This is a genomic window from Pseudomonas sp. HMWF021 (assembly GCF_003061005.1).
Lineage (GTDB): Bacteria > Pseudomonadota > Gammaproteobacteria > Pseudomonadales > Pseudomonadaceae > Aquipseudomonas.
Window position 1 is genome coordinate 30,129 of the sequence record NZ_QAIK01000151.1, and the last position, 3,527, is coordinate 33,655.

The 3,527-nt window shown below is 60.4% G+C and carries 5 protein-coding genes; 1 reads left to right on the forward strand and 4 read right to left on the reverse strand.

Annotated features, from left to right (window positions below; translation table 11 throughout):
- The 4 genes from DBR18_RS28435 to pilG form a co-directional block, all read right to left on the reverse strand.
- A partial coding sequence (locus DBR18_RS28435; protein WP_177482419.1) for a type IV pili methyl-accepting chemotaxis transducer N-terminal domain-containing protein occupies positions 1–900 on the reverse strand: 900 nt, incomplete at its 3' end.
- 154 nt (positions 901–1,054) lie between these two features.
- Positions 1,055–1,594 carry a chemotaxis protein CheW gene (locus DBR18_RS21680; RefSeq protein WP_108591852.1) on the reverse strand — a complete coding sequence of 180 codons (540 nt, stop codon included), beginning with the start codon at positions 1,592–1,594 and terminating at the stop codon, positions 1,055–1,057.
- A 10-nt stretch (positions 1,595–1,604) separates the two neighbouring features.
- Positions 1,605–1,970 carry a twitching motility response regulator PilH gene (pilH, locus tag DBR18_RS21685; protein ID WP_047297146.1) on the reverse strand — a complete coding sequence of 122 codons (366 nt, stop codon included), beginning with the start codon at positions 1,968–1,970 and terminating at the stop codon, positions 1,605–1,607.
- Between the two features lie 60 nt (positions 1,971–2,030).
- Complete coding sequence (gene pilG, locus DBR18_RS21690) at positions 2,031–2,435, reverse strand: twitching motility response regulator PilG (protein ID WP_003229093.1); 405 nt, start codon at positions 2,433–2,435, stop codon at positions 2,031–2,033.
- Positions 2,436–2,660: 225 nt separating this feature from the next.
- Between pilG and gshB the strand changes: the two genes are divergently transcribed.
- Positions 2,661–3,527, forward strand: an 867-nt coding sequence (gene gshB, locus DBR18_RS21695; protein ID WP_256588837.1) for a glutathione synthase, incomplete at its 3' end; no start/stop codon positions are given.

Here is a 3,527-nt window from a genome sequence, read left to right on the forward strand (position 1 = left end):
TTCGAAACCGGTGGCGAGGTGCGAGGCTTCGTCGAGCAGGGTCTGCGAGAGGCTGAAGATGTTGCCGGCCGACTCACGGACTTTGAACAGTTCCGGCGAGGTTTCGAGGATTTCGTCCACGGAGCCTGAAACGAACTGGAACAGCTCGGAAATTTCACTCAGGCGTGCGCGGGCGTCGCGGTCTTCGACCTGGCTGATTTTCAGGGTTGGATTGCCCTGCAGCATGCCGTTAAGTACCTGGCCGAAACGGGTGGCGTCGCGGCCAAACGCGTCGGCGGCCTGCTGCGAGTTTTCGTCGCCGGCCAGCACGGTGTTGACCGCGCCGAGAATGCGTTCGGCGAGCAGTGATTGGCGCTGGGCCATCGCCACTTGCGCTGCCGGTGCGCCGCGTTGCAGGAGGATTTCGACGACTTTTTCGTATTCGATCTGCAACTGCGGCACGGTTTCGGCCAGGGTCGCGGCGACTTGATGCAGCGACAGCACGGTCTGTTCGCTGGAGAGAATCGCGTCGGTGTTTTTCAGCAAGCGTTCCCAGTCCAGCTGCACCGCGCGCATTTCCGGGCGCACGGTGGCCGGCGCGGGCGGCAGGCCGGTGGCCGGGTCGCCCTTCTTCAGATAACCCCAGCGCTGGGCAAAATCGTTGCGCGCATCGCTCAGCAGCTTGAACGCGGCAGCCTTGCCGGCGGCGGCTTCGGTGGCGTTCTTGGCGATGCGCTGCGACAGCACGCGCAGCTCACCGGCGTGGCCGATGTACTGCTTGTCGTAGTTGGCCTGGGTGTTGAGGTAGGCGAAGTTGGCGAACAGCAGCATGATGAACACGATCAGTGCGATGAACAGCACGATGATCTGCGAGCGACTGCGCGACCCTTCTGCCGACTTGCCTGTTTTTGCTTTTGTCATCGGTCCTCGCCTATTCCCGCGCCATTTAAAGCTCACCGAAAACCCTGTGGGAGCGGGCTTGCCCGCGATGAGGCCGGCACATCCGACATCTATGGCGACTGATCTGACGCCATCGCGGGCAAGCCCGCTCCCACAGGTTTGGGTGGTGTTTCGACTAAATCGCGACGCTCATGAACACCGGGGATTTCGCCAGCGCAAACAGGCTGAACACCCGCCAGTTCTGCTCGCGCCGGAAATAGCCTTTGACGAACTCGGCCTTGGAGCCCTGGCGTTTGCTGATCGAAATCGGCTCGAAGCTGTCCTGCTCGAAATGCTGCAGACCGAACACCTCATCCACCAGCAACCCGGCAAACACGTCGTTGTGCTCCACCACCAATACCCTGCGCTGTTTGCGCAACGGCGACAGTTCGTGGCCGAAGAATCCGCACAGGTCCATGATCGGCAGCAAGCGCCCACGCAGGTTAGCCACCCCTTTGACCCACGGCTTGACCCCGGGCAACTGAGTGCAGCGCGGTTCGTGCAGCACTTCGCTGACTTCGCCCATCGGCGTCACGTACCAATGCTCGCCGAGACGAAAGCCGATGCCGCTCCAGCGATCCTGACGGCCGGGTTGCGACGGCAGGTCCGCCGCCAACAGTCGGCAGCGCTGGTCGATCTGCCACAGCAATTCGAACGCGGTCAGCGATTCGTTCATGGTCGCGCGGTCAACCGGCCAGCACGTTGTTCAGGGTCTTGATCAGCATGTCTTCTTCGACCGGTTTGGTCAGGTAATCCCTGGCGCCCTGACGGGTGCCCCAGACCTTGTCGGTTTCCTGATCCTTGGTGGTGATGATGATCACCGGGATGTGGCTGGTCTCGGCATCCTTGGTCAACTGGCGGGTGGCCTGAAAGCCGTTGAGGCCGGGCATGACGATGTCCATCAGCACGGCGTCGGGCTTTTCCTGACGGGCCAGGGCCACGCCGTCGGCACCGTTTTCGGCCTTGAGCACTTCATGGCCGTGCTTTTCCAGCATGCCGGTGAGTTTGTACATTTCAGTCGGCGAATCATCGACGATCAGGATACGTGCCATGGTCTTCCCCATTTTTCTTGTCGACATCCGGCCCGCTGGCCGAGCGTCACTGTACGTGTCTTACTGCGGCAAAACGGCGGCGAAGCCCGGAACGTGGGCCTGAATCGCGTCAAGCAGCTCTTCCTTGCTGAAAGGCTTGGTCAAAAATTGATCAGAACCGACAATCCGCCCCTTGGCCTTGTCGAACAGCCCGTCACGCGACGACAGCATGATCACCGGCGTGGCCTTGAACGCACTGTTATTCTTGATTAAAGCGCAGGTCTGATAACCATCCAGACGCGGCATCATGATGTCGACAAAAATGATCCCGGGGTGGTGGTCGGCGATCTTCGCCAGGGCGTCGAAACCGTCGATGGCCGTGATGACTTCGCAGCCCACATTCTTCAACAGCGTTTCGGCGGTGCGACGAATCGTTTTCGAGTCGTCGATGACCATGACCTTCAAGGCGCTGGACTGCTGTTCCATAAGAGGGCTCTACCGTCGCCTTTGCGAATCAAATTGTCCGTTTTGCGATGAGTAATGGCTGGAAACCCTTGATGTTCAAGGGCCAGCACCGCATGGCAGCCTTTTTAGCACAGTCTCCCGGTCCAATCTATCGACGGGTTTTCCCTTGACCGAAAACCCGCCCGGAGCCACTCTGGCGGCACTTTTTCAATACCGATCCGGTAGCCAATTTTCGAGGAAAACCCAATGAGCGTTCGCGTCGGGATTGTCATGGACCCTATCGCCAGCATTTCCTATAAAAAGGATAGCTCGCTGGCCATGCTGCTGGCCGCGCAGAAACGTGGCTGGGAACTGTTCTACATGGAGCAGCGCGACCTGTATCAGGCTGAAGGTCAGGCCCGGGCACGCATGAAGCCGCTGAAAGTCTTCGCCAACCCGGAAAAATGGTTCGAACTGGACGCCGAGCAGGACAACCTGTTGAGTGATCTGGACGTGATCCTGATGCGCAAGGATCCGCCGTTCGACATGGAGTTCGTTTACTCCACCTACCTGCTGGAACAGGCCGAAACCGCCGGTGTGCTGGTGGTCAACAAACCGCAGAGCCTGCGCGACTGCAATGAAAAGCTGTTCGCCACGCTGTTCCCGCAGTGCACGCCGCCGACCATCGTCAGCCGTCGCCCGGATGTGCTGCGCGAATTCGCCGACCACCATGGCGACGTGATCCTCAAGCCGCTGGACGGCATGGGCGGTTCGTCGATCTTCCGCCACACCGCCGGTCACCCGAACCTGTCGGTGATCCTGGAAACCCTGACCCTGCACGGCAAGCAGCAGATCATGATCCAGGGCTACCTGCCGGCCATCGTCGATGGCGACAAACGCATCCTGATGATCGACGGCGAGCCGGTGGACTACTGCCTGGCGCGAATCCCGGCTTTGGGCGAAACCCGTGGCAACCTCGCTGCCGGTGGACGTGGTGAAGCACGCCCGCTGACCGACAAGGATCGCTGGATCGCCGCTCAGGTTGGCCCGACCCTGCGTGAGAAAGGCCTGCTGTTCGTCGGTCTGGATGTGATCGGTGAGCACCTGACCGAAATCAACGTCACCAGCCCGACC

Bases quoted from the DNA above. Each gene is read 5' to 3' on its own strand.
- DBR18_RS21680 (WP_108591852.1), bottom strand. From the start codon at position 1,594: ATGAACGAATCGCTGACCGCGTTCGAATTGCTGTGGCAGATCGACCAG.
- pilH (WP_047297146.1), bottom strand. From the start codon at position 1,970: ATGGCACGTATCCTGATCGTCGATGATTCGCCGACTGAAATGTACAAA.
- pilG (WP_003229093.1), bottom strand. From the start codon at position 2,435: ATGGAACAGCAGTCCAGCGCCTTGAAGGTCATGGTCATCGACGACTCG.